Raw genomic sequence first — 22,075 nt, 5'->3', positions numbered from 1 at the left:
ACCTCTCCCCCGGCCGGTCAGCATCCCCGCCCGCCCGAGGGCGACCAGTCGCTGCCCCGCGGGCCGCACCCGGCTCCGGGGTGGGTTCAGCCGGATGCGCGACGGCAGGCCGGGCAAAATCCGGCGGCCTGGCAGGAGCCTTCGCGGTCCCGGCCGGCGGGGGCTCGGGGCCAGGCGGGGGACGGTCACGCTGCGGCAGCCGCGGAGGCCTGGGAGCGGGCGGCGGACACTCAGGCTTCTGCGCCTCCGGCATCCTGGACGCAGGCAGCGCCGTCCCCGGCAGCCTGGACGCAGGCAGCACCGTCCCCGGCATCCTGGACGCAGGCAGCACCGCCGGCGGCTGCCTGGACGCAGGCCGCACCGCCTCCGGCGGCCGGGCAAAGTTCGCCGCCTCCGGCTTCCTGGGCGCAGCCGGACGACACGCAGGTCTCAGCACCTCCGGCTTCCTGGGTGCGGCCGGACGACACCCAGGCGGCACCGCCTCCGGCGGCCTGGGCACCGCCGTTGGCCGCTCAGCAGCCGCCGGCGCCGGTCGCCCGACCCACGTCGGTGCAGCCGACACCGCCCGTCGTGCGACCGATGCCGGATCAGAGCGTGCCGCCCATCGTCCGACCCACGTCCGGCTACCCCGCGCAGCCGGTCGTGCGACCGATGCCGGCCCGGTCCGCGCCGCCCGTGGCCCGCCCGATGTCCGGTGAGTCCGCGCCGCCCGTCATTCGGCCCGCATCGGCCCAGCCCCCGCAGCCCGTCGTGCGACCGATGTCCGCGCAGCCTCCGCCGCCGGTCATCCGCCCGGCGTCCGGCGAGCCCGCGCCACCGGTCGTCCACCCGGCGTCTGCCCAGCCTGCGCCACCGGTCATCCGCCCGGCGTCTGCCGAGCCTGCGCCACCGGTCGCCCACCCGACGTCTGCCCAGCCTGCGCCACCGGTCGTCAGCCGGCCGCCGGCTCGGCCTGGGCCGCAGGCGGGCGGCCCGCCCTGGGCTCAGCCCGAGTCGCAGACCGGCGGCCCACCCTGGGCTCAGCCCGAGTCCCAGGCCGGCGGCCCACCCTGGGCTCAGCCCGAGTCGCAGGCCGGCGGCCCACCCTGGGCTCAGCCCGAGTCGCAGGCCGGCGGCCCACCCTGGGCTCAGCCCGAGTCGCAGGCCGGCGGCCCACCTTCGGCTCAGCCCGAGTCACAGGTCGGCGGCCCGATCTCGGCTCCGCCGGGACCGCAGGTCGGTGGTCCGGTGCCTGCTCCGCCCGGGCCACAGGTCGGGGGTCCGGTGGCCGGCGAACCGGCGCACTTCCGTGCGGCTCCGCCCGCGCATCCTTACGAGCCCGAGCGTCGGCACGCGCCGAGGCCGGACGAGCGTCAGGCGCTCCGTCCGCCTTTCGTCACGCACGAGGCCGCGTCGGCACCGGTAGCGTCGCCTGCGGTCGGCCCGACCGCGCCTGTCACGCCGGCGGTTCCGCCTGTAGTCGCGCCCCCGAGCCCTTGGGCGCCACCCCCTCCCGCAGCGAGTATCCCGGTGGGGACCTATCCGGTGGAGCCGTTCTCCGGTGCGCCGGTGCAGGAGCCTCAGGCTGCGGACACGGACGACCTGCGAGCCGCCCTCGGGTCGGCCGAAGTCGTGCCCGCGCCGGTCGATGCCGAGGTTGTCGAGCCTGCTCCGGTGGGACCGGAGCCCGGGGTGGAAGCCGTCGGCCCGCTTGAAGACGCCGATCCGGAGCCTGTCAGCGCCGTGCCCATGAGCACGGAACCGATCAGCGCGGAGCCGGTCAGCGTAGCCCTGGTCAGCCCGGCGCCGGTCAGCGCTGTGCCCATCAGCGCAGAGCCCGTGAGTGCGGAGCCGGTGAGTGCACAGCCGGTCAGCGCAGAGCCCGTGAGTGCGGAGCCGGTGAGTGCGGAGCCGGTGAGTGCGGAGCCGGTGAGTGCACGGCCGGTCAGCGCGGAGCCGGTGAGTGCACAGCCGGTCAGCGCGGAGCCGGTCAGCGCGGAGCCGGTCAGCGCACAGCCGGTCAGCGCACAGCCGGTCAGCGCACAGCCGGTCAGCGCACAGCCGGTCAGCGCGGAGCCTTTTGATGTGCCGGTTGTCGCCGAAGTGGTTGTCGGCGCGCCGATCAGTGGGCCGACCGTGGGCAGCGAGGTTTCGCTCGACGGTGAGATTGCCGGGAACGGCGCGAGCGATGAGGTCGTAGACGCCGAGATCGTCGACGAGGTGGCCGACGGCGTATCGGGCGCCGGCCAGCAACCGGCGGACGCCGAGGTGGTCGACACAGACGCGGCCGAGGAGGGGCGTGGGCTCGGCTGGCTGCTCTCGATGAGCGGGCTGGGCGCCGTCACGCCGCCGGCCGATTCGGTTCCGGTCTCTCCTGCGCCGGTGGCTCCTGTCAGTGCGCCCGTCGCCGCGGATGCTCCGGTGAGTGCCGTGCCGGTGCGGACCGATTGGTTCTCCCCCTCCATCGAGACCGAGGTGGTCGAACGGCGGACGGAGGCCGCGGAACCGGCTCAGGACACCGTCGAGGAGGTGGCAGGCGACCCGGCCGACGAAGCACCACTCGCCGCTGTCGACCCTGCGGTTGTTACGGAGGACGCGGCCGAGGAAGCGACGGACAGGCCGGCCGGAGCCGAGGACACCCTGGCCGCTCCGGAAGAAGAAGCGGGCGTCCCGGAGGACACGGCAGCCGAACTAGATGCACCCGCCGGCTCGAACGACACCGCGGCCCAACCCGCGGAAGCGGCAGCCGGCTCGGACGACATCGCAGCCGAACCCGCAGAAGCGGCAGCCGGCTCGGACGACATCGCAGCCGAACCCGAAGAAGCGGCAGCCGAACCCGAAGAGGCGACAGCCGGTCCGGACGACACCGCAACCGCACTGCGGGAAGCGGCCGCCGAACCGGAGCGACTGGCGAGCGGCGAACCCGATGACGCCGAGGACGATCCCGCCACTACTCGGGCCGAGGTCGAGGAACCGGCCGCCGACCAGCCCCGGCCCGACCCGGCACTCGCGCAGGAGCAAGCCGCTGCACGGCGTACCGAAAAAGCGGTTCGGACGCCGAGCATGCAGCTGCCCACCCTCTCCGTCGCTCCCCCGCCGGAGCCGGAGCTCGAGCCCGAGCGCCGCCTGGCCGACCCGGAGCAGGTGCTTGCCGCGTACCCGTGGAAGGTTGATCCGGTCACCCTGCGGGAGACCGCCGACGACCCGGAGCAGCTGCGGGCCGTCCGGGACCGGCTGACCGACAAGCTGGAGTACGCCGAGCGCGACGCCGTCCGGGCCCGCCTGCTCAGTGTGCGTGCCGTGGTGAGCCGGGTGCTCGGTGAGTACGGCCGGGCCCTCGCCGACGGCCGGGAGGCGTTGCGGCATGCCGAGGCGACCGGGGAGCTGCGGCGGATCGCCATCGTGCAGGCGAGGCTGGCGCATGTGCAGCAGTGGCGGGGCGATTATGCCGAGGCCGACCGGCTGTACGAGGAGGCGAACTCCGTCGAGCTGCCCGGGCGGCTGCGGGCCGAGATGCATGTGCTCGCCGGGACGTCCTGTTATGAGCAGGGGCGGTATCTCGAGGCGTGCAATCACTTCGAGCTGGCGCTGGAGTTGCGGCGGGTCGAGGATCCCGATCTTGTGGCTCGCACGGAGGCGGCGCTCGATGCCGTGATGGCGCGGGTTCAGGAGACCGGGTGGGGGCCCTATCCGCGGACGCGGGAGGAGATTCTTCAGCAGAGCCGTCCGCCGCAGCCGGCTCGGGACCATGACACCGGTCTTCTCGGGTACGCCGACAGCAACGGCGACGTGGTGATCGGCGAGGTGTACGCCGAGGCCCAGCCGTTCCAGGAGGGCGCCGCCTGGGTCCGCCGTCCCGACGCCACCGCGTGGGAGCTGATCGACGAGCGTGGGGCGCGGCTGCTCGACGACTCGTCGGCGTACCTGCAGGTGATGCCGTTCTCGGACGGGCTGGCGTGGGTGTCGCGGGATCCGGCCGGCGGGTGGTTCGCCGTCGACTGGCACAACCGGGTGATCGTGCCGGGCGGGTTCGACGAGGTGCGGCCGTTCCGGCGGGGTGTGGCGGCCGTGCGGCGCGGTGGCTGGGGTGCCCTCGATCGGCACGGGCGGGTCGTGGTGCAGCTCAAGTACCGGGGGTTGGCCACGGTGCTGACCGCCGGCGGGGCCGTCGACGGGTTCACCGAGGAGGGGCTCGCGGTGGTGGACGCGGCCGGGCGGTTCGGGGTCGTCGACCGTACGGGCCGGCTGCTCGTTCCGCCGGTGCACGCCGAGGTGCTCATCCATCCGGTGGCGTACGTGATCCGGGACGACCAGGGTCGCTGGGGTGCCCTGGACCGCAACGGCGAGCCGATCGTCGACGTGGCGTACGCGAAGCCCGGTGACGTGGTGCGTGAGATCGACCGCCTCCTCTCGGACACCCGGCCGGTTCTGTAGCTCGCGGGTAGGGTCGCGGACATGGAGTTCCGTCACCTCGGCCGTTCCGGCCTTCTCATCAGCGAGATCGCGTACGGCAACTGGATCACCCACGGTTCCCAGGTCGAGGAGGAGGCCGCCGCCGCGTGCGTGCGGGCCGCGCTCGACGTGGGCATCACCACCTTCGACACCGCGGACGTGTACGCGGGCACCCGCGCCGAGGAGGTTCTCGGCCGCGCCCTGAAGGGTGAGCGGCGGGAGGGGCTGGAGATCTTCACGAAGGTCTTCTGGCCGACCGGGCCCGGCCCGAACGACCGCAGCCTGTCCCGCAAGCACATCATGGAGTCGATCAACGGTTCGCTGCGCCGGCTGCAGCTGGACTACGTGGACCTCTACCAGGCTCACCGCTACGACTACTCGACGCCGCTCGAGGAGACGATGCAGGCGTTCGCCGACATCGTGCACTCCGGCAAGGCGCTCTACATCGGGGTGTCCGAGTGGACGGCGTCGGAGATCCGGGCGGGCTGGGAGCTGGCCCAGGACCTGAAGATCCAGCTGGTGTCGAACCAGCCGCAGTACTCGATGCTGTGGCGGGTGATCGAGGCCGAGGTGGTGCCGGCGTGCGAGGAGCTGGGCCTCGGCCAGGTGGTGTTCTCGCCGATCGCGCAGGGCGTGCTGACCGGCAAGTACGAACCGGGCAAGCAGCCCCCGGCGGGCTCGCGGGCCACCGACGAGAAGTCCGGCGCCCAGTTCATCCAGCGCCTGATGACCGACGAGGTGCTCGGCGCGGTGCAGCGGCTCAAGCCGCTCGCCGACCAGGCCGGGCTGTCGATGGCGCAGCTCGCGGTCGCCTGGGTGCTGCAGAACCCGAACGTCTCGGCGGCGATCGTCGGGGCGTCGCGCCCGGAGCAGGTCTACGACAATGCCAAGGCGTCCGGGGTGCGCCTCGACGCGGATCTCCTGAAGGCGATCGACGAGGTGATCGGCGGCATCGCCGAGCGCGACCCGGCGAAGACGGTCAGCCCGGCCCGCCGTCCCTGATCTCGGTGTCCGGCCGGCTCCGGCCGGCCGGACCGGTCAGGTGCTCCAGAAGCGCATGTACTCGATGCCGAGCCGGCCGAGGTCCTCCGGCATCCCGATCAGCGAGGCCAGCCAGCCCACGGCGTCGAAGAACCACACGTTGACGCGGGACTGCCAGAGCAGCACGAACAGCAGCATGAAGCCGTACGGCGCGAACAGGTCGTACGCGCGCTGGTACGCCTGATTCAGCCAGGGCCGCAGGGTGTTGCCGCCGTCCAGGCCGGGCACCGGCAGGAGGTTGAGCAGGCTGGCGGTGACCTGCAGGAACCCGAGCGCCGCCAGCGCGAGCCAGAAGGAGCCGTGCGGCCCCAGCGTCACGCCGGCGCCGGTGAAGACCAGCGCGTCGTCACCCGCCCCGAGCGCGAACGGCGCCGCGAGCAGCAGGGCGAACAGCACGTTGGTGGCCGGGCCGGCCGCGCTGATCAGGGATTGCTTCAGCTTGCTGCGCACGTACGCGTGATCCACCCAGACCGCGCCGCCCGGCAGGCCGATGCCGCCCAGGACGACGGCGACCAGCGGAAGCACGATGGACAGCAGCGGGTGGGTGTACTTGAGCGGGTTCAGCCGCAGGTAGCCACGGTCCGCGACGCCGCGGTCGCCCGAGAAGTAGGCGACGAGGGCGTGCGCGTACTCGTGCAGGCAGAGCGACAGCACCCAGCCGGAGATGACCAGCAGGAAGACGTCGACCCGGACGTTGCCGTAGCCGGTCCACGTCATCCAGGCGCTGACCGCCACGAGCGCCAGGATGCCGATGAAGACCGGGCTCGGCACGAAGGCGCTGCGCGGCGTGCCGCGGCTGACCTGGAAGCTGCTCACTCGGCCGGCAGCAGACTCATCTTGTAGTCGACCCGGTCGTCCTCGACCAGGGTGACCTGGGTGACCCCGGCGGCGGCCAGCTCACGCCACGCCTGGCCGATCCACGACTCGGCGTCTGCCTGGCTGCTGAACGTCTCGGCCGGCCCGGCCACGGGCTGCCCGTCGACGCCCTCGTACCGCCAACTCCACGGCATGCGGTCGCCCTCCTCGGTGTCCGACTGTGTTTGCGTCCCACCCTACGGTGTTCATGCGCTCCCGCCCGCGTGGGCGCGCGCGAACCGATCGATCCACGCCGAAGCCGGCCGGGTCGGGCCGCATGATCACCGGGGTCGGATCTAAGGTACGGGGCATGTCTGCTGACGGGTGGAGTTCGGTCCTGGTGCTCGGCGGGATCCGGTCCGGCAAGTCCGAGTTCGCCGAGTCCCTGGTGGCCGGCGCGCCCTCGGTGCGGTACGTCGCCACCTCCGCCGGTGGCGAGGACGACCCCGAGTGGCGCGGGCGGATCGAGGCGCACCAGCGGCGCCGGCCGCAGTCCTGGACCACCGAGGAGACGGGCGCCGACCCGGGCCGCCTCGCCGGCCTGCTGGCCGAGGCGAAGCCCGACGAGACGCTGCTCGTCGACGATCTGGGCGGCTGGGTGGCCACCCTGCTCGACCCGGCGAACCAGCCCAACGACGACGTGGCGACGGTGGCTGCCCTGGCCGACGCGGTCCGTGCCTGCGCCGCGCGGCTCGTCGTGGTCAGCCCCGAGGTCGGTCTGTCCCTGGTGCCGGCGACGCCGGTGGGCCGCGCGTTCGCGGACGCGCTCGGCACGGCCAACCAGGCCCTGGCCGACGCGTGCGACCGCGTGGCCTTCGTGGTCGCCGGCCGGCCCACCTGGCTGAAGGCGGAGGAGGTCAGCACCTCGCACGACGCGATGGCGGCAGCCACCCCGCCCCCGGCCACGACCGCTCCGGCGGCCCGTGTCACCACTGCCGCGGCTGCTGCTCCCCTGACGGCCTCGTCCGGTTCCACCGCGACGTTCGAGGCCGTCGACCCCGGCACGGCCATCGAGGCCGGCATGGACCTGCCGCTGCCCGACAGCGACGCCGGGCCCGACGCCCGGGACCGGCTGGAACGCCTGGACCTGCCCGGCGGTGGCATCGGCGCGCTGCTCGAGGCGGTCGAGTTCGCCGCCGCCACCCAGGGCACCGCCACGCCGCGGCCGTGGGGTCCCGTACGCGTCCTGCTGATCGACGGCCGGCACGCCGGCGGCGCCGCGGCCGGGACGGATCCCGCCGAGGCCGACCGGCGGGCCGCCGAGGCCGAGGCCGGGGAGGGCGCGCTGGCCCGGCTGGCGGCCACCGCGGACGCCGACGTCACGGTCGTGCGCGTCCCGCCGTCCGGTGCCATGGAGGACGGTCCCGTCCTGGACGCCGCGACCGTCGACGCGGCGCTGCGGCAGGGCTGGGAGCTCGCCGCGGCCGCCGCCGAGGACGGCCGCGAGGCGCTGGTCATCGGGGCGTGCGGCACCGGTACGGAGGCCGCCGCGACGGCCGTCATGGCTTCGACCACCGGCGCTGAACCCGTCGCGACGCTGCCCCGCGTGCTGGTTCCCGGCGCCCGCTACGACGACGACGCGTGGATGCGGCGCTGCGCGGCCGTCCGTGACGCCATGCACCGCATCCGCCAGGAGCCGCGCGGCCCCAAGGACGTCCTGGCCCAGGTCGGCGGCGCGGATCTGGCCGTGGCGGCCGGCGCGCTGCTCGGTGCGGCGGCCCGGCGGATGCCGGTGTTCCTCGACGGTCCGCTGGGCATCGCGGCCGGGCTGGTGGCCCGCGACCTGTCCTCGCAGAGCCGGCACTGGTGCCTGCTCGCCGACGCGGGCCGCCTGCAGCTGGTCCGGCAGGGCGCGGACGTGCTGGGCCTCACCCCGGTGCTCGACCTCGGCCTCGACCTCGGCGAGGGCGCGAACGCCCTGGCCGCGCTGCCGCTGCTGCGCTCGGCGATCGCCCTGGCCGGGGCCCTGCCGGTGCACCCCGCCCTGCTGACCGCCCCGGGCGACGCCGGCCTGGACGACACGGGGGACGCCGCGTTCGCCGAGCCCGACCCGCGCGGCCCCGGCCCCGCCAGTGCTTGACGGGCTTCGCCTGGCCCTGACCACCTTCACCGTCCTGCCCGTACGCGCCGGGCGGATCGACCGCCGGGCCGCCGTCGTGGCCATGAGCCTCGCCCCGCTCGTCGGCGCCCTGCTCGGCCTGGCGCTCACGGGCGTTCACGAGCTGCTGCCCTCCGGGCTGCTCAGCGCCGCGATCACGGTGGCCGCCGGTGTCCTGCTCACCCGGGGCCTGCACCTCGACGGGCTGGCCGACACGGTCGACGCGCTGGGGTCGTACCGGTCCGGCGATGCCGCCCTCGAAATCATGAAAAAGCCGGACATCGGGCCGTTCGGCGTCGCCGCGATCACGCTGACTCTGCTGCTGCAAACGGCCGCGGTGGCGCGGGTGGGCCCGTGGGCGATCGCCGCCGCGTGGGCCACCGGACGGCTGGGCGTCACCCTGGCCTGCCGCCGCGGGATCCCGGCCGCGCGTCCGGGCGGCCTCGGCGCCCTCGTCGCCTCCACGGTGCCCACTCCCCTGGTGGCGGCGCTGACCGCAGCGGTGGCGGCCGGGGCGATCGCCGCGGTGCCGGGCCGGCCGTGGGCGGGCCCGGCCACGGTCGCCGGCGTCGTCGTGGTCGTGCTCCTGCTGCTGCGCCACGCGGTGCGGCGCTTCGGCGGCGTCACCGGCGACGTGCTCGGCGCGACGACCGAACTCGCGACGACCCTAGCCCTGGTCGCCCTGGCCCTGAGCTGAGTCGTACTCCTTCAGGAGCTTCTTCGGGGCCGTACGCCGCCACGCCTCCACCACGACCTGCCGCAGCTCCTCCGGGTCCGCCGCGGCCAGCTCCACCTTGACCCAGCCGAAGCGGCCGACGTACGGCGCCGCCGAGTAGACGTCCGGGGCGGCGCCGATCAGCTCGGCCTGGTCCTCCTTGGACGCCTTCACCGTGCAGGTGGACGCGTCCGGCCTGCCGACCACGAACATCTTGGCACCGCAGCGCAGCGTCCAGTCGCCCCAGTTCTCGACGTACGCCTCCTGGCCGCCGGGCAAGGCGAGGACCCACTCGCGCAGGTCGGCCCAGGTGACGGCCATGTCAGCGGACGGAGGTCTGCACGAACGGCGGCTTCACCACGCGGGCCTCGGTACGCCGGCCGCGGATGTCGACCTCCACCAGGTCGCCGTCGGCGAGCTCGGCGGCGGTGTCCAGCAGGGCCAGCGCGATGCCGACCTTCTTCGTGGGCGAGAACGTGCCGCTGGTCGTCTCGCCGACGAGCGTGCCGCCCGCGTACACCTGCATGTGGCCCCGCGGGATGCCGCGGCCCGTGAGCTCCAGGCCGCGCAGCGACCGCCGGGGGCCGGAAGCCTTCTCGGCGAGCAGCGCCTCGCGGCCCCAGAACGCCGGCTTCGACCAGCCGACCGCCCAGCCGGACCGGGCCTGCACCGGGGTGATCTCCAGGGAGAGCTCCTGGCCGTGCAGCGGATAACCCATCTCGGTACGCAGCGTGTCGCGAGCACCCAGCCCGCACGGCCGCACCCCCGCCGCGACCAGCGCGTCCCACACCCGCGTCGCGTCGTCCCACGGCACCACGAGCTCGTAGCCGTGCTCGCCGGTGTACCCGGTGCGGCAGACGATCAGGTCGGCCCCGTCGAGGCTCGCCGTGGAGAACGACATGTACCCGTGCTCGACCGGCAGCCCCAGCGCCTTGACGATCTCGGCCGACTGCGGGCCCTGCACCGCGAGGACGGCGTACCCGCGATGCTCGTCGGTGACGGTGACGCCCGAAGGAGCCGCGGCGGCCAGGCGGCGCACGACCTCGGCGGTGTTGGCGGCGTTCGGGATGAGGAAGACCTCGTCCGGCCCGATCAGGTACGCGATCAGGTCGTCGACCACCCCGCCGGTCGCGTCGTCGCAGCAGAGCGTGTACTGCGCCTTGCCCGGCGCGATGCGCCCCAGGTCGTTGGTGAGGCAGGAGTTGACGAAGTCCGCCGCGCCGGGCCCGGTCACCCGCGCCTTGCCGAGGTGGGACACGTCGAAGACGCCCACGGCCTCACGGACGGCGGCATGTTCGCGCAGGACACCGCCTCCCGCGTACTCCAGCGGCATCTCCCAGCCGCCGAAGGCGGCGAACTTGGCGCCCAGAGCGAGGTGACGCTCGTGCAGGGGCGAACGGAGCAGGGGCGTGGTGTCGGTGGACATGAGTGGCAACTTACCCGTGACCTTGCATGTGGTTAGCATCGGCGGGACACCACCGTCGTCCGGCGCGACCCGCGCCGGACGGACCACGCCGTCGGAGCCGCCCACGAAGGAGCTCCGGCCCCAGCCGTCGCGGAGAGCCCGAGTGACCCACCCCGCCCCCTCTTTGAGCCTGGTCGACAGCGACCCCGCCGAGCTGGCCGCCGATGCGCTCGTCATCGGCCTGCACAGCCAGCCGGACGAGGGCGGCACGCTGCTGCCGGCCGCCGGCGCGGAGAGCATCGCCGCCGCCTTCGACGGCAAGCTGACCGCGACGCTGGCCCTGCTGGGTGCGACCGGCGCGCCCGGCGAGGTCACCAAGCTGGCCACGCTCGGCACCGTCGCGGCGCCGCTGATCGTCGCGGTCGGTCTCGGCGACGAGCCGTCCGGTTCCGCACCGGCCACCGAGACCCTGCGCCGCGGCACCGGCGCCGCCGTCCGCGCCCTCGCCGGCAGCGAGACGGTGGCGCTGGCCCTGCCGGTGCCCGACGACGCCGACGCCCCGGGGGCGCTGCGCGGCATCCTCGAGGGTGCGCTGCTGGGCTCGTACCGTTTCGCCGGTTACAAGACCAAGCCCCAGCCGACCCGCCGCGACCCGGTCAAGGCCCTGCAGGTCGTCGTGCCGGACGCGGCCGACGCCGCCGCGCGGACCGAGGTCGCCCGCGCCGAGGCCGTCGCCAATGCCGTCCGCCTGACCCGCGACTGGGTCAACACCGCGCCGAACGACCTGCGGCCCCCGGCCTTCGCCGACGCGGTCGCCGCGGCCGCCGAGGGCACGGGCCTGCAGGTCGAGGTGCTCGACTTCGACCAGCTCAAGGCGGGCGGCTACGGCGGCATCGTGGCGGTCGGCCAGGGCTCCGAGGCGCCGCCGCGGCTGGTGAAGCTCAGCTACACGCCTGAGGGCGTCGAGAACCCGAAGCGGGTCGCGCTGGTGGGCAAGGGCATCACCTTCGACACCGGCGGCATCAGCATCAAGCCGACCGCCGGCATGTGGGAGATGAAGTCCGACATGGCCGGCGCCGCCGCGGTCGGTGCCACGCTGCTGGCGGTCGCCGCCCTCAAGCCGCCGGTCGCGGTCACCGGCTACCTCGCCATGGCGGAGAACATGCCGTCGGGCACCGCGTACCGCCCGGGCGACGTCATCACGATGTTCAACGGCAAGCGGGTCGAGGTCCTCAACACCGACGCCGAGGGCCGCATGGTGCTCGGCGACGCGATCGCCCGCGCCTGCGCCGACGGCACCGACTACGTCTTCGAGACCTCCACGCTGACCGGCGGCCAGGTGGTCGCGCTGGGCAAGCGCATCGCCGGCGTCATGGGCACCCCGGAGACCTGCGAGCGGGTCAAGGCGGCGGGCGAGGCGGTCGGCGAGCCGGCGTGGCCGATGCCGCTGCCGGACGACGTCCGCAAGGGCATGGAGTCGGAGATCGCCGACATCAGCCAGGTCAACGCGAGCATGGACCGCGCCGGGCACATGCTCCAGGGCGGCGTGTTCCTGCGCGAGTTCGTCGCCGAGGGCGTCGAGTGGGCCCACATCGACATCGCCGGGCCGTCGTACCACACCGGCGAGGCGACGGGTTACTGGACGAAGGGCGGCACGGGCGTCCCGGTCCGTACCCTCCTCACCCTGATCGACGACGTCGCGGCCAACGGCTGAGATCTTTCATGGGTACGGGCACGGCAGGCTCGCGTGGCACACGCCACGCACCTGCCGTCCCGGCCCGATCACGCCGCCGCCGGCCGGGTCTCAGGCGGGGCGGCGCTTCTGGCGGGCGTTGTAGTCGCGCATACGTTGCGGGTAGCCCATGAGCCGGATGTCGTAGATCGGCATCGCCAGCTGGTGGGCGAAGCGCCGGGCGGCCTCGGGTGACTCGATGCGCCGGCGGGTCCATTCACCGTCGTGCGCGATGAGCAGGATCGTCGTCTCCGTCACCGTGGTGCGAGGCTCGATGAAGGCCTCCACGCCGCGGCGCGACCGGACGAACTCGGCGAGATGCTCGAGGTCGGCTCGATCAGTGGCGCGTCCGCTCGTGCGGGGCTGCTCCCTGCGCCGCCGGAACCAGGCCACCGGGGAACTCCTTCGGGTAAGTTGCCGCAAGGGTACTTGGCGCGCACGTGTCGTTGGGCACCTGGCTGCATCCATCGGTTCCTGAAGTGACAAGATGAGCTGGACAGCTGTGACCGTTTCCACCATGTGACCCATGTGGCGACGGCAGATCTCTGGCCTAAAGGCGATCTGGGAGTAGACGTGAGCCAGCCTGGCGGAACCTTCGACATCGTGATCCTCGGCGCGGGCAGCGGCGGGTACGCGGCCGCCCTGCGCGCGGCCGAGCTGAACCTCTCGGTGGCACTGATCGACAAGGCGGAGCTGGGCGGCACCTGCCTGCACCGCGGGTGCATCCCGACGAAGGCGCTGCTGCACGCCGCCGAGCTGGCCGACCAGACCCGCGAGAGCGAGCAGTTCGGCGTCAAGGCGGACCTGGTCGGCATCGACATGGCCGGCGTCAACGCGTACAAGGACGGGGTCGTCGCCCGGCTGTACAAGGGCCTGCAGGGCCTGCTCAAGCAGGACAAGATCACGGTCGTGCAGGGCGCCGGCAAGCTGGTCGCCAAGGACACCGTCGAGGTCGACGGGCAGCGCTACACCGGCCGCAACGTCATCCTGGCCACCGGCTCCTACTCGCGCTCCCTGCCCGGCCTGGAGGTCGACGGCAAGCGGGTGCTGACCAGTGAGCACGCCCTGAAGCTCGACCGGGTGCCGAGCTCGGCGATCGTGCTGGGCGGCGGCGTCATCGGCGTCGAGTTCGCCAGCGTGTGGAAGTCCTTCGGCGCGGACGTGACGATCCTGGAGGCGCTGCCCCGGCTCGTCGCCGCCGAGGACGAGGAGGTCTCCAAGGCGGTCGAGCGGGCGTTCCGCAAGCGGAAGATCAACTTCAAGGTCGGCAAGCCGTTCGAGAAGGTCGAGCACACCGAGAACGGCGTGCGCGCCACCATCGCCGGCGGCGAGACCGTCGAGGCCGAGGTGCTGCTCGTGGCGGTCGGGCGCGGCCCGACGACCCAGGGCCTGGGCTACGAGGAGCAGGGCGTCACCCTGGACCGCGGCTTCGTGATCACCAACGAGCGGCTGCACACCGGCGTCGGCAACATCTACGCGGTCGGCGACATCGTTCCCGGCCTCCAGCTCGCGCACCGCGGCTTCCAGCAGGGCATCTTCGTGGCCGAGGAGATCGCGGGCCTGCGCCCGGCGGTCATCGACGAGGCCGGCATCCCCCGCGTCACGTACTCCGACCCCGAGGTCGCCTCGGTCGGCCTCACCGAGGCCAAGGCCAAGGAGCAGTACGGCGCCGACAAGGTCTCGACGTACAACTACAACCTGGGCGGCAACGGCAAGAGCCAGATCCTCAAGACCCAGGGCTTCGTGAAGCTGGTACGGGTCGAGGACGGCCCGGTCGTCGGCGTGCACATGGTCGGCGCCCGGATGGGCGAGCTCGTCGGCGAGGCCCAGCTCATCTACAACTGGGAGGCCTTCCCGGCGGAGGTGGCCCAGCTGGTGCACGCCCACCCGACGCAGAACGAGGCGCTCGGCGAGGCCTTCCTGGCGCTCGCGGGCAAGCCCCTCCACGCACACGCCTAAGTCCCGATCCACGCCATCAAGGAGTTCGAAGACATGCCGGTATCGGTCACCATGCCGCGGCTGGGTGAGAGCGTCACCGAGGGCACCGTCACCCGCTGGCTCAAGCAGGAGGGCGAGCGGGTCGAGGCCGACGAGCCGCTGCTCGAGGTCTCCACCGACAAGGTCGACACCGAGATCCCGTCCCCGGCCGCCGGTGTGCTCTCACGCATCGTCGTCGGCGAGGACGAGACGGCCGACGTCGGCAGCGAGCTCGCGGTGATCGCGGGCGACGGCGAGGAGGCGGACTCCTCCGCACCGGCGCCCGCCGAGCAGGCTTCCGCCCCGCAGACCTCCGCCGAGCAGCCGCCGGCGCCGGAACAGCAGCCCGACCCCGAGCCGGCCGCGCTGACCACCCCCTCGACCGAGAAGCCGGTCGAGGAGGAGGCGCCCGCGCCGCAGACCGGGGAGGCCACGGGCGGTGAGGGCACGGCCGTGAAGATGCCGGCCCTGGGCGAGAGCGTCACCGAGGGCACGGTCACCCGCTGGCTCAAGCAGGTCGGCGAGACGATCGAGGTCGACGAGCCGCTGCTCGAGGTCTCCACCGACAAGGTGGACACCGAGATCCCGTCGCCGGTCGCCGGCACGGTCCTGGAGATCAAGGTCCAGGAGGACGAGACCGCGGACGTCGGCGCCGACCTGGCGATCATCGGCACCCCGGGTAGCGCCCCGGCGTCGTCCCCGGCACCGAAGCAGGAGGCCCCGCAGCAGCAGGAGGCTCCGCAGCAGCAGGAGGCTCCGCAGCAGCAGGCCCCGAAGCAGGAGTCCGCTCCGGCGCCGCAGCAGGCACCGGAGCCCCGGATCGAGTCCAAGCCGGCACCGTCGGTCGAGCCCGGCGGCTCGTACGCGGACCCGGCACCCGAGGCCGAGACGGCGAAGGACCCGTCGGCCGCCGAGCGCGCCGCCGAGCCCGCACCGGCGCAGGCCGCCGCGCCCGCCGCCGAGACGGTGCAGGGCAACGGCGCCGGTGACGCCGGTTACGTGACGCCGCTGGTCCGCAAGCTCGCCGCGGAGAAGGGTGTCGACCTCGGGTCGATCACCGGCACCGGGGTCGGTGGCCGCATCCGTAAGCAGGACGTCATCGAGGCCGCCGACAAGGCCGCCGCCGCCAAGGCCGCTCCGGCCCAGCAGCAGGCTCCCGCGGCCCAGGAGGCGGCGCCCGCGCCGAAGCCCGCCGCCAGCCCGCTGCGCGGCCGCACGGAGAAGCTGACCCGCATCCGCGCGACCATCGCCCGCCGCATGGTGGAGTCGCTGCAGATCTCGGCGCAGCTCACCACGGTCGTCGAGGTGGACGTCACGAAGATCGCCCAGCTGCGCAACCGCGCCAAGGCGGACTTCCAGACGAAGCACGGCGTCAAGCTGTCCTTCCTGCCGTTCTTCGCCCTGGCCGCGGTCGAGGCGCTGCGCCAGCACCCGGTGGTCAACTCCTCGATCGACCAGGAGGCCGGCACCGTCACGTACCACGACGGCGAGCACCTGGGCATCGCGGTGGACACGCCCAAGGGCCTGGTCGTGCCGGTCCTGCGGGACGCCGGTGACCTCAGCCTGGCCGGCCTGGCCAAGCGGATCGCCGACGTGGCGGAGCGGACCCGCAACAACAAGATCAGCCCGGACGAGCTGTCGGGCGGCACCTTCACGCTGACCAACACGGGCAGCCGCGGTGCGCTCTTCGACACGCCGATCATCAACCAGCCGCAGGTCGGCATCCTCGGCACCGGCGCGGTGGTCAAGCGCGCCGTGGTCGTCGACGACCCCAACCTGGGCGAACTGATCGTGCCGCGCTCGATGGTGTACCTGGCGCTCAGCTACGACCACCGGATCGTGGACGGCGCCGACGCCGCCCGCTTCCTGGTGACGATCAAGGAGCGCCTGGAGGCCGGCCAGTTCGAGGGCGACCTCGGCCTGCACGCCTAGGCGGAAGATCACAAAGAAGGGGCGCTCCGGCGCCCCTTCTTCTGTTTTGAGCCGGTTCACCGTCGGGAATGATGGACCCATGCGGATCGTCATGGCCGGCGCGTCGGGTTTTCTGGGCACCACCCTCGCCGAGCGGCTGCGCGGTGGCGGGCACGACGTCACCCGGCTCGTCCGGCGGCCCGCCGAGGCCCCCGACGAGATCACCTGGAATCCGTCCGCCGGGCAGCTCGACCCGGCCACGCTGGTCTCCGCCGACGCCGTGATCAACCTGGCCGGCGCGGGGGTGGGCGACAAGCGCTGGACCGCCCGATACAAGAGCCTCATCCGCAGCAGCCGGGTGGACAGCACCGGCACGATCGCCCGCGCGATCCGGCAGCTGCCGGCCGAGGACCGCCCCGAGGTCCTGCTCCAGTCCTCCGCGGTCGGCTGGTACGGCGACACCGGCGACCGCGAGGTCACCGAGGAGGCCCCGGCGGGCACCGGCTTCCTGGCCGACGTGTGCCGGGTCTGGGAGGCCGCCGCCCGCCCCGCCGAGGACGCCGGCACCCGCGTGGTGCTGCTCCGCACCGGCCTGCCGCTCGACGCGAACGGCGGTCTCCTCAAGCCCCAGATGCCGCTCTTCCGCCTCGGCGCCGGCGCCAAGCTGGGCGGCGGCAAGCAGTGGGTGCCGTGGATCGCGCTCACCGACTGGCTGGACGCCGCCGAGTTCCTGCTCGCCCGCGACGACCTCGCGGGCCCGGTCAACATCGTCGGGCCGCGGCCGGTCACGAACGCCGCTCTCACCCAGGCCCTCGGCAAGGTGCTGCACCGCCCGGCGCTGCTCCAGGTGCCCGGCATCGCGCTGCAGGTGGCGCTCGGCGAGTTCGCCCACGAGGCCCTGCGCAGTCAGCGCGTCCTGCCCGGGGTGCTGAACCGGGCCGGCTTCACCTTCACCCACCCCGACGTCGAGTCGGCCCTGCGGGCGGCGATCGACGACCAGTCACCCGCAGCCGCCTGACGAAGCCCTGCCGGGCCCGCGCGCCGGGAGGGACGGCCGCTGCTGGGTGATCCTTGCTAACCTGCCGCTGGTGTCCGTCGTCGCCGCAGCCCCGTCCGAGTCCGCCGAGCCGCCGGCAACGTCACCGGCCCGCCGCGGCTCCGCGGCCTGGCGCCCGCATGTCGCCGTGGCCGTCGCCGCGCTGGCCCTCGCCACGTACGTGACCAGCGGTCTGTGGCTGGACCCGGCCGGCCGCGGCCTCACCGAGAACCTCGGCGACCAGGCGTTCTTCGAGTGGCTGCTCGGCTACGGCGTCTACACGCTCGGGCACGGCGCCGACCCGTTCTACACGTGGATGCTCAACGCCCCGCTCGGCGTCAATCTCGCCGCGAACACCTCCGTCACCGTGTACACGACGCTGTTCGCCCCGCTGACCTTCCTGGCCGGGCCGCCGGTCAGCTTCGCGACGATCCTGACCCTCAACCTCGCCGGTTCGGCCTTCGCCTGGTATCTGTTCCTGCGCCGCTTCCTGGTCCGGCACACCGTCGCGGCCGCGATGGGCGGGCTCTTCTGCGGCTTCGCCCCCGGCTTCATCTCGCACGCGAACGGGCACCTCAACTGGACCGCCGGCTGGGTCGCGCCGGTGGTGCTCTGGTGGGTGCTGCGGCTGCGCGAGCCCGGCCGGTGGCTGCTGCACGGGGTGATCCTCGGGCTGCTGGTCGCCGTGGGCTTCTCCATCGCGGCCGAGGGCCTGTTCTTCACCGCGCTCGCCAGCGGCGTCTTCCTGCTCGTCCGGTCGCTGGCGCCGGCGATGCGCGCCGAGGCCCGCGCCGCGGCGCCGCGGGTGCTGGCCGCCCTCGCCGTGACCGCCGTGCAGGCGGGGCTGCTGCTGGCGTACCCGCTCTACATGCATTTCGCCGGCCCGCGGACGTTCACCGGTACGGGCTTCAACCAGTTCCACTACGCCGAGGACGTGGCGGCGTACTTCGAGTATCCGAACCGGTCCGTGGCGGGGTGGCTGGGGCTGGGCAGCAAGCTGGCCCCCAACGCGACCGAGGAGACGTCGTATTTCGGCGTACCGTTGATGATCCTGGTGGTCGTGGCCGTGGTGACGCTCTGGCGGCGCGCGGCACCCGGCCGGCGTGCGACCCTGGCCGCGCTCTCCGCGGTGGGCGTGGTCTTCCTGGTGCTCTCCTGGGGACCGCATCTCAAGATCTTCAAGGACGAGACCAGCATCAATCTTCCGTACGCGGCACTGCGGCACCTTCCGCTGTTCGACTCCGCGCTGCCCGCCCGCTTCGCCCTGGTGGTCGCCGCGGTGATCGGCATCCTGCTCGCCCTCCTCGCCGACCGGCTGCTCAGCGAGCCGCTGCCACGGTTTCCCGCCCGGGCCGCCTGGGTGACGGGGCTGGCCGTGGCGCTCGTACCACTGATCCCGCTGCCGGTGCTGACCCGGACGCGGGCCCCGGAGCCGCCGTTCATCGCCGACGGGATCTGGCGCGACTACGTGAGCGACGACGGGGTGATGACCGCGCTGCCGATCGCCACCACCGACACGCCCGACGGTCAGCGCTGGCAGGCGTACACGATGGCCCGCGCCGGCAAGCAGTTCCGCATCCCCGGCGGGTATTTCCTCGGTCCCGGCGGCCCGAACGGCACCGGGCGCATCGGGGCGGAGGGCCGCACCACCGACTGGCTGTTCTTCCAGGCCGCCTTCTACGGCACCGTCGTCCCGATCGACGACTTCGACCGCAAGAAGGCCCGCGAGGACCTCGCCTACTGGAAGGTGGAGGCCGTCTTCCTGCCGGAGGAGATCACCGGCTCGCACACCACGCTCTTCCGTTCGGCCGTGGAGACCACCGCGCGAGACCTGCTCGGCGAGCCGCAACACGTCGGCGGGGTGCTGCTGTGGCGCATCCGGCCCGGCGTGGACCCGGTGGCGCTGCATCCCCAGGGTTCGTGATGCCGGCGTCCCCGCGGTTCGCGCGGCACTGCTAACTTCGCCCGGTGGCCGTAGCAACGACAACAGCTCCCCTCGCCGTCGCCGAACCACAGGACTCGGCCGGCCGGGCGAGTCGCCGTCACGGATGGCTCCGGCACACGCTGGTCGCGCTGCTCTGCCTCGGCATGGGCTACTGGGTCACCTCCGGGCTGTGGGCGGACCCGTTCGGGCGTACGGTCGCCTACAACGAGGGCGACCACGCGTTCTTCGAATGGCTGCTCGGCTACGGCGTGCACGTCCTGCGTACGGGCGCCGACCCGTTCTACACCGATCTGCTCAACGCTCCGCACGGCGTGAACCTTGCGGCCAACACCTCCATCACCGTGCTCGCGGTCCTCTTCGCGCCCCTGACCTACCTGGCCGGCCCGCAGGTCAGCTACGTCGTGATCCTCACGATCAACCTCGCCGGCTCGGCCTTCGCGTGGTACCTGCTCTTCCACCGGTACGCGGTGCAGCACCGCGCGGCGGCCGTTCTGGGGGGCCTCTTCTGCGGTTTCGCCCCGGGCTGGATCTCGCACGCCAACGGCCATCTCAACTGGACGGCCGGCTGGGTCGCCCCGGCGATCCTCTGGTGGGTGCTGCGGCTGCGCACCTCCCGGCGCTGGCTGCTGAACGGTACGGTCCTCGGCGCGCTCCTCGCGATCGGCTTCTCCGTCGCCGCCGAGCTGCTGTTCTTCACCGCGCTCGCCATCACGGTCTTCGTGGTGACGTGGAGCGCCGGCCGGGGCACCTGGCCGATGGCACGGCGGGCGGCGGCCACCACCTTCGCCGCGCTGGGCGTCTGCGCGGCGGTGGCGGGCACCCTGCTCGCGTACCCGCTGTACATGCACTTCGCCGGGCCCGGCTCCTTCAAGGGCACCGGTTTCATCCAGCGCAACTACGTCGAGGACGCGGCCGCGTACCTGTTCTACCCGTACCGTTCGGTCGGCGCCCTCCTGGGCCTGAGCCGCGGCGACCTCGCGGCCAACCAGAGCGAGGGCGCGTCGTTCTTCGGTCTCCCACTGCTGGTGCTCGTGGTCGTCGGCACGGTCCTGCTGTGGTGGCGGGCCGACCCGGCCCGCAAGGCCCTGATGCGGGCCCTCACGGTCGTCGGCCTGCTGTTCACGCTGCTCTCCCTCGGCCCGCGGTTCAACTGGTTCACCAAGGAGTACGACGTCCCTCTGCTGTACGCGCCGCTGACCCACGTCCCGCTCTTCGACTCGGCGCTGGCGGGCCGGCTCGCCCTCGTGGTCGCCGGCGTGATCGGTACGACCGTGGCACTGCTCGCCGACCGCGCGCTGACCCGTCCGGCCCCGACCCGCCGCCGCCTGCTGTGGGGGGCGGCGTTCGCGCTGGCGCTCGTACCGCTCATCCCGACCCCGGTGCTGACCGTCGAACGCGCGCCGGAGCCCCGGTTCATCGCCGACGGCACCTGGAAGCAGTACGTCCGCAACGGCGGCGTCATCACCGCCCTCCCGACCGCCTCCGCCTCGGCCCCGGACGGCCAGCGCTGGCAGGCGTACACGCTGGCCCGCAGCGGCAAGCAGTTCCGGCTCCCGGAGGGCTACTTCCTGGGACCGGGAGGCAAGAACGGCAAAGGCCGCATCGGTGCGCCCGGACGGTTCACCACGTTCATGTGGGGCAGGGCCGGGTTCACCGGGTACGTCTACGACATCGACAACTCCGAGCGCTACAAGGTGCGCAGCGACCTCGCGTACTGGAAGGTCCGGGCCATCTTCCTCCCGGACCGCATCACCGGCTCGCAGGGCATGCTCTTCCACGAGTCGCTGGTCCGCAACATGACCGATCTGTTCGGGCCCGGTGAGCGCGTCGACGACGTGCTGGTGTGGAAAGTCCGGCCCGGCGTCGACCCGAGGCCCGTACGCGGCCAGGGGCACGACGGCCCCCGCCGCCCCTTCGACTAGAGGGATACGCTGGGCTTCGTGACGACTTCCATGCTGCAGGTCCTGCGCCCGGGCCTGGTCGACTACCGCGAGGCCTGGGACGAGCAGCGCCGGCTGCACGACGCCGTCGTGGCCGGTGAGCGCCCCGACACGATCCTGCTGCTCGAGCACCCCAGCGTCTTCACGGCCGGCAAGCGCACCGAACCGATGGACCGGCCGATGGACGGCACCCCCGTCGTCGACGTGGACCGCGGCGGCAAGATCACCTGGCACGGCCCGGGGCAGCTCGTCGGCTACCCGATCGTCAAGCTCCACGACCCGGTCGACGTCGTCGCGTACGTCCGCCGCATCGAGCAGATGCTCATCGACGTGTGCGCGGAATTCGGCGTGACCGTCGACCGTGTCGAAGGCCGCAGCGGCGCCTGGGTCCGTGCCGACGACCGCGGTCCCGACCGCAAGGTGGCGGCGATCGGCATCCGGGTCGCCCGCGGCGTGACCCAGCACGGCTTCGCGATCAACTGCGACTGCGACCTCTCGAACTTCGACCGCTTCGTCCCCTGCGGCATCCGCGACGCGGGCGTCACGTCGCTGAGCGCGGAGCTGGGCCGCCCGGTGACGGTGGCGGACGTCATGCCGGTGGTCGAACGACACCTGCCGACGCTGCTGTGAAGCTCTACAACAACCCTCGCGACAAGCGCGTCTTCGTGCCGAACAAGGCGGGCGGGGTGTCGCTGAACTTCGGCCACCCGATCGCCTGGTGGATTCTGATCCTCATGACGGTCATCCCGCTGATCGTGGTCGTCGCGGTCACCATTGCCGTCCTGGCCTGATCCGCCACCGGCCTGATCCGCCACTGGTCACGGCCGGCGGCGAACCCGCCCGCGTCAGCGGGCGGCCCGCCGTCAGTCGAACGGCGCCGTCAGCCGAAGAGCGCCGTCAGCCGAAGAGCGCCGTCAGCCGAAGAGCGCCGTCAGCCGAAGAGCGCCGTCAGCCGAAGAGCGCCGTCAGCCGAAGAGCGCCGTCAGCCG

Annotated in this window: 18 protein-coding genes; 12 read left to right on the top strand and 6 right to left on the bottom strand. The window is 73.2% G+C overall.

Annotated features, from left to right (window positions below):
* Positions 1-1,559: 1,559 nt before the first annotated feature.
* Complete coding sequence (locus ACIBO8_RS07015; RefSeq protein WP_396114197.1) at positions 1,560-2,258, bottom strand: pentapeptide repeat-containing protein; 699 nt, start codon at positions 2,256-2,258, stop codon at positions 1,560-1,562.
* On the opposite strand from ACIBO8_RS07015, the gene ACIBO8_RS07010 reads away from it, so the two are divergent.
* Together ACIBO8_RS07010 and ACIBO8_RS07005 are read left to right on the top strand one after the other, a co-directional pair.
* Complete coding sequence (locus ACIBO8_RS07010; RefSeq protein ID WP_396114196.1) at positions 2,248-4,413, top strand: WG repeat-containing protein; 2,166 nt, start codon at positions 2,248-2,250, stop codon at positions 4,411-4,413. The genes ACIBO8_RS07015 and ACIBO8_RS07010 overlap by 11 nt on opposite strands.
* A 21-nt stretch (positions 4,414-4,434) precedes the next feature.
* On the top strand, positions 4,435-5,433 hold the full coding sequence (locus tag ACIBO8_RS07005; RefSeq protein ID WP_396114195.1) for an aldo/keto reductase family protein: 999 nt from the start codon (positions 4,435-4,437) through the stop codon (positions 5,431-5,433).
* 36 nt (positions 5,434-5,469) lie between these two features.
* On the opposite strand, the gene ACIBO8_RS07000 is transcribed toward ACIBO8_RS07005, so the two are convergent.
* Both ACIBO8_RS07000 and ACIBO8_RS06995 read right to left on the bottom strand, forming a co-directional pair.
* Complete coding sequence (locus ACIBO8_RS07000) at positions 5,470-6,288, bottom strand: site-2 protease family protein (protein ID WP_396114194.1); 819 nt, start codon at positions 6,286-6,288, stop codon at positions 5,470-5,472.
* Positions 6,285-6,482 carry a hypothetical protein gene (locus ACIBO8_RS06995; RefSeq protein ID WP_106126848.1) on the bottom strand — a complete coding sequence of 66 codons (198 nt, stop codon included), beginning with the start codon at positions 6,480-6,482 and terminating at the stop codon, positions 6,285-6,287. The genes ACIBO8_RS07000 and ACIBO8_RS06995 overlap by 4 nt, the downstream gene beginning before the upstream one ends.
* Before the next feature lie 155 nt (positions 6,483-6,637).
* Here ACIBO8_RS06995 and ACIBO8_RS06990 point away from each other — a divergent pair, with 155 nt between their 5' ends.
* Both ACIBO8_RS06990 and ACIBO8_RS06985 read left to right on the top strand, forming a co-directional pair.
* Complete coding sequence (locus tag ACIBO8_RS06990) at positions 6,638-8,407, top strand: bifunctional adenosylcobinamide kinase/adenosylcobinamide-phosphate guanylyltransferase (RefSeq protein ID WP_396114193.1); 1,770 nt, start codon at positions 6,638-6,640, stop codon at positions 8,405-8,407.
* Positions 8,400-9,122, top strand: coding sequence for an adenosylcobinamide-GDP ribazoletransferase (locus ACIBO8_RS06985; protein WP_396114192.1), 723 nt, complete (start codon positions 8,400-8,402; stop codon positions 9,120-9,122). Before ACIBO8_RS06990 ends, ACIBO8_RS06985 begins: the two co-directional genes overlap by 8 nt.
* Here the strand turns inward: ACIBO8_RS06985 and ACIBO8_RS06980 are convergent.
* Together ACIBO8_RS06980 and gcvT are read right to left on the bottom strand one after the other, a co-directional pair.
* Entirely contained in the window at positions 9,093-9,461 is a 369-nt protein-coding gene (locus ACIBO8_RS06980; protein ID WP_396114191.1) for an MmcQ/YjbR family DNA-binding protein, read from the bottom strand. The genes ACIBO8_RS06985 and ACIBO8_RS06980 overlap by 30 nt on opposite strands.
* Before the next feature lies 1 nt (position 9,462).
* Positions 9,463-10,566, bottom strand: a complete 1,104-nt coding sequence (gcvT, locus tag ACIBO8_RS06975) for a glycine cleavage system aminomethyltransferase GcvT (RefSeq protein WP_396114190.1) — start codon at positions 10,564-10,566, stop codon at positions 9,463-9,465.
* 142 nt (positions 10,567-10,708) lie between these two features.
* Between gcvT and ACIBO8_RS06970 the strand changes: the two genes are divergently transcribed.
* A complete protein-coding gene (locus ACIBO8_RS06970) occupies positions 10,709-12,259 on the top strand; it encodes a leucyl aminopeptidase (protein WP_396114189.1) in 1,551 nt (516 codons plus the stop codon).
* Positions 12,260-12,349: 90 nt separating this feature from the next.
* On the opposite strand, the gene ACIBO8_RS06965 is transcribed toward ACIBO8_RS06970, so the two are convergent.
* The gene (locus ACIBO8_RS06965) at positions 12,350-12,670 is read right to left on the bottom strand and encodes a hypothetical protein (protein WP_396114188.1); all 321 of its coding nucleotides are present in this window, start codon (positions 12,668-12,670) and stop codon (positions 12,350-12,352) included.
* Between the two features lie 180 nt (positions 12,671-12,850).
* Here ACIBO8_RS06965 and lpdA point away from each other — a divergent pair, with 180 nt between their 5' ends.
* The 7 genes from lpdA to ACIBO8_RS06930 all read left to right on the top strand — a co-directional run bounded on the left by lpdA (position 12,851) and on the right by ACIBO8_RS06930 (position 21,877).
* Positions 12,851-14,236, top strand: a complete 1,386-nt coding sequence (gene lpdA, locus ACIBO8_RS06960) for a dihydrolipoyl dehydrogenase (protein ID WP_396114187.1) — start codon at positions 12,851-12,853, stop codon at positions 14,234-14,236.
* Positions 14,237-14,269: 33 nt separating this feature from the next.
* Complete coding sequence (gene sucB / locus ACIBO8_RS06955) at positions 14,270-16,186, top strand: 2-oxoglutarate dehydrogenase, E2 component, dihydrolipoamide succinyltransferase (RefSeq protein WP_396114186.1); 1,917 nt, start codon at positions 14,270-14,272, stop codon at positions 16,184-16,186.
* A gap of 79 nt (positions 16,187-16,265) precedes the next feature.
* Entirely contained in the window at positions 16,266-17,183 is a 918-nt protein-coding gene (locus ACIBO8_RS06950; protein WP_396114185.1) for a TIGR01777 family oxidoreductase, read from the top strand.
* 70 nt (positions 17,184-17,253) lie between these two features.
* The gene (locus ACIBO8_RS06945) at positions 17,254-19,125 is read left to right on the top strand and encodes a DUF2079 domain-containing protein (protein ID WP_396114184.1); all 1,872 of its coding nucleotides are present in this window, start codon (positions 17,254-17,256) and stop codon (positions 19,123-19,125) included.
* Positions 19,126-19,169: 44 nt separating this feature from the next.
* A complete protein-coding gene (locus ACIBO8_RS06940; protein WP_396114183.1) occupies positions 19,170-21,068 on the top strand; it encodes a DUF2079 domain-containing protein in 1,899 nt (632 codons plus the stop codon).
* Between the two features lie 30 nt (positions 21,069-21,098).
* The gene (gene lipB, locus ACIBO8_RS06935; protein ID WP_396114737.1) at positions 21,099-21,716 is read left to right on the top strand and encodes a lipoyl(octanoyl) transferase LipB; all 618 of its coding nucleotides are present in this window, start codon (positions 21,099-21,101) and stop codon (positions 21,714-21,716) included.
* Positions 21,713-21,877 (top strand): peptide ABC transporter substrate-binding protein, encoded by a 165-nt coding sequence (locus ACIBO8_RS06930; protein ID WP_396114182.1) that lies wholly within the window; start codon positions 21,713-21,715, stop codon positions 21,875-21,877. The genes lipB and ACIBO8_RS06930 overlap by 4 nt, the downstream gene beginning before the upstream one ends.
* The last annotated feature ends 198 nt before the right edge of the window (positions 21,878-22,075 follow it).

Source organism: Actinoplanes sp. NPDC049681 (assembly GCF_044465265.1).
In the GTDB taxonomy this organism is placed as follows: domain Bacteria; phylum Actinomycetota; class Actinomycetes; order Mycobacteriales; family Micromonosporaceae; genus Actinoplanes.
This window is presented reverse-complemented; position numbering and strand designations above follow the sequence as displayed.

Excerpts from the sequence above, each read along its gene's own strand:
- ACIBO8_RS07005 (WP_396114195.1), top strand. The coding sequence starts at position 4,435 with ATGGAGTTCCGTCACCTCGGCCGTTCCGGCCTTCTCATCAGCGAGATC.
- ACIBO8_RS06995 (WP_106126848.1), bottom strand. The coding sequence starts at position 6,482 with ATGCCGTGGAGTTGGCGGTACGAGGGCGTCGACGGGCAGCCCGTGGCC.
- ACIBO8_RS06990 (WP_396114193.1), top strand. The coding sequence starts at position 6,638 with ATGTCTGCTGACGGGTGGAGTTCGGTCCTGGTGCTCGGCGGGATCCGG.
- ACIBO8_RS06980 (WP_396114191.1), bottom strand. The coding sequence starts at position 9,461 with ATGGCCGTCACCTGGGCCGACCTGCGCGAGTGGGTCCTCGCCTTGCCC.
- gcvT (WP_396114190.1), bottom strand. The coding sequence starts at position 10,566 with ATGTCCACCGACACCACGCCCCTGCTCCGTTCGCCCCTGCACGAGCGT.
- sucB (WP_396114186.1), top strand. The coding sequence starts at position 14,270 with ATGCCGGTATCGGTCACCATGCCGCGGCTGGGTGAGAGCGTCACCGAG.
- ACIBO8_RS06950 (WP_396114185.1), top strand. The coding sequence starts at position 16,266 with ATGCGGATCGTCATGGCCGGCGCGTCGGGTTTTCTGGGCACCACCCTC.
- lipB (WP_396114737.1), top strand. The coding sequence starts at position 21,099 with ATGCTGCAGGTCCTGCGCCCGGGCCTGGTCGACTACCGCGAGGCCTGG.